Origin of the sequence: Mycobacterium sp., from assembly GCF_039583805.1 — a bacterium.
GTDB lineage: Bacteria > Actinomycetota > Actinomycetes > Mycobacteriales > Mycobacteriaceae > Mycobacterium.
This window is the reverse complement of record NZ_JAVKSH010000020.1, coordinates 28,496-30,646: the sequence shown is the minus strand read 5'-3', so window position 1 is coordinate 30,646 and position 2,151 is coordinate 28,496. Positions and strand designations below refer to the sequence as shown.

Genomic DNA, 2,151 nt, shown 5'->3' with positions numbered 1-2,151 from the left:
TGGTGGTCGGGGTTCTGGTGGTGGTCGGGTTCAGAAGTTCATCGACGACGACAGCGTCGACGACTGCTCCTCGTCGGTCGAGGTGTAGTGCGCACCCGCCGTGTGGATGTTCGTCGAAATGTCGTTGAGCTCCTGGATCTGCTGGTTAGCAGCCTCCTGGAACCGCATCAGCGCCGCCTGGGCGGCCTGGCCGGCCTGCCCGTGCCACTGCCCCGCGAGTGACCCCGCGACCGACTCGACGTGCGCGATGACGCCCTTGAGCTCCCCGGAGATCCGCTCGAAGTTGCTGGCCTCCTTGGCGAGGACAGCGGCATCGGTTTGCATCTGTGCCATGCTGGACTACTTTCTCTCTTCCTGTGTCCTCACCACACAATGGCGAGTCTTCCGGCCCCGATGGCCGGTAAGTCGTGGTGGGGCCCGACCCGTGGTATCACCAGTCGTCCCCCTCGTCTTCGCCCAAATCCTGGGCGAGTGGCGCGGGCGCCCGGAGGCCCGTCTTGGTGCCGCCCGATGTCGCAGCGCTGCCCATGCCCGTCCCCATACCCCCGCCGCCGGCGCCCACGGGAGCTGCACCGGCCGTCGCCGACGTGCCCGCCGCTGCGCCGACAGGCTCCACTGCCGCAGGTGTGACCGCGTCGACCTTGTCGATCAGCTTGGCCATCAGCGGTGTGCGCGGCGCCGACCCGCCCATCCCGGGCAGTGACGCCGCCCGCATCAGGCCTGAGCCCGCGCTCGCGCCCGATCCGCCGGCCAGGGGATGGTTGGACAGCGGACTGGCCCCGAGCAGACCCATCTGCATGCTGTGGTCGCGGGACCCCGTTCCGCCGCCCATCTGGCTGAACATCGACGCCGCCTGCTGCATCGGCTGGGTCAGCTGCTGCATGGGGTTGCTGCCCAGCATCTGCCCGAACTGCTGCGGAATCTGCATGGCTTGCGAACCGACCTGCGAACCCAACTGCATCACCTGCTGCATGGCCTGCGGAGCCTGTTGCGTCTGGCTTTGCTGTGTCGCCTGGTTCGCGACGCCCTGGGCCTGGTTGGCGCCGGTTCTGGCCGCACCCTGAGCGTCGGTGGCCGCCATGTTCGCCAAGTCGACGCCCTTGCCGCTGTTCAGCGCCACCGATTCGACCGTGGTTTGACCCGTGACGTGGGTGAACACCGCGTCCCGCATCACCGCACCCGCCATGCCGGCCGCGGCCTGGCCCATGGCGGCGCCCAGGACACCCTCCCCCACCCCGGGAATGACGATCGGCGTCATCGGCATGATCGGCTCGAACAGCGCGTTGGTGGTGGTTTCGGCGAGATAGGCGTACATCACCCCGGCGGCCAGGTCCCACATGCGGGCGTAGTCCATCTCGTTGAGACCGATCGGCACGGTGTTGACGCCCAGGAAGTTGGTGGCTTCCAGCACCGCGTGGGTGACGTGGTTTTCCACGATCTCCGGGATCTGCGGGGTGGTCGTCGCCGCGGTGGTAAAGGACTGCGCCTGGGCCGCCGCCTGCGCGGCGCGCTTCTGCGCCTGCGTGGCAAGCATCTGCAGCCACACCACCATCGGCATGCACGCCGCCACCCCGCGGTCGCTGCCCATTCCGGTCCATGCCCCGCTGAGCGACGTCAGCGTCGAGGTCAATTCGGCGGCTTGCGCCTCCAGGGCCGCCGCCCAGGCTTCCCAGCCGGCAGCTGCCTGCAGCATCGGAGCGGGACCCGCTCCGGCCTGCAGCCGGGCAGTGTTGAGCTCCGGCGGCATCGCGCCGTACTCCACCCCCAGCGGCGGCGTGAATACCATGACTTACCTGCTCGACAATCGACTCGGTTGACGCTGACCTGCTACAGCAGGGTGGCGGCGGTGGCCTCGTCGACGGCGGCGTACATGCCGGCGATCTCGACGTACGCCGCCCCCGCACGGGCCAGCTCTTCCTGGGCGAAGGTGTGCACAGCGAGCGCTTCGACGCCGTCCGACGCGAAGGCCAGGGCCGCCTGCGCCGAGACCTCGTCGGCGCCGGCCGGCGCCAAGGCCGTCACCGCCGCCGAAGCCGTCGTGCCGATTGCCAGACCGTGGGTGGCGTTGGCGACAACAGACGCGCCGATACCCGCCGCTGCCGGGTCGAAAGACATGGGTTGCATGCGCTCACCTCTCTGTGCTGATGTAGG

3 protein-coding genes are annotated in these 2,151 nt (G+C 69.1%); all 3 read right to left on the bottom strand.

From position 1 onward, the window contains the following. Nucleotides 1–30 precede the first annotated feature (30 nt). Nucleotides 31–333 carry a WXG100 family type VII secretion target gene (locus ABDW21_RS04355; protein WP_343601684.1) on the bottom strand — a complete coding sequence of 101 codons (303 nt, stop codon included), beginning with the start codon at nt 331–333 and terminating at the stop codon, nt 31–33. Between the two features lie 97 nt (nt 334–430). Further along, the gene (locus tag ABDW21_RS04350; RefSeq protein WP_343601683.1) at nt 431–1,786 is read right to left on the bottom strand and encodes a PPE family protein; all 1,356 of its coding nucleotides are present in this window, start codon (nt 1,784–1,786) and stop codon (nt 431–433) included. A 41-nt stretch (nt 1,787–1,827) separates the two neighbouring features. Then, complete coding sequence (locus ABDW21_RS04345) at nt 1,828–2,124, bottom strand: PE family protein (RefSeq protein WP_343601682.1); 297 nt, start codon at nt 2,122–2,124, stop codon at nt 1,828–1,830. Nucleotides 2,125–2,151: the final 27 nt, after the last annotated feature.

Excerpts from the sequence above, each read along its gene's own strand:
- ABDW21_RS04355 (WP_343601684.1), bottom strand. The coding sequence starts at position 333 with ATGGCACAGATGCAAACCGATGCCGCTGTCCTCGCCAAGGAGGCCAGC.
- ABDW21_RS04345 (WP_343601682.1), bottom strand. The coding sequence starts at position 2,124 with ATGCAACCCATGTCTTTCGACCCGGCAGCGGCGGGTATCGGCGCGTCT.
- ABDW21_RS04350 (WP_343601683.1), bottom strand. The coding sequence starts at position 1,786 with ATGGTATTCACGCCGCCGCTGGGGGTGGAGTACGGCGCGATGCCGCCG.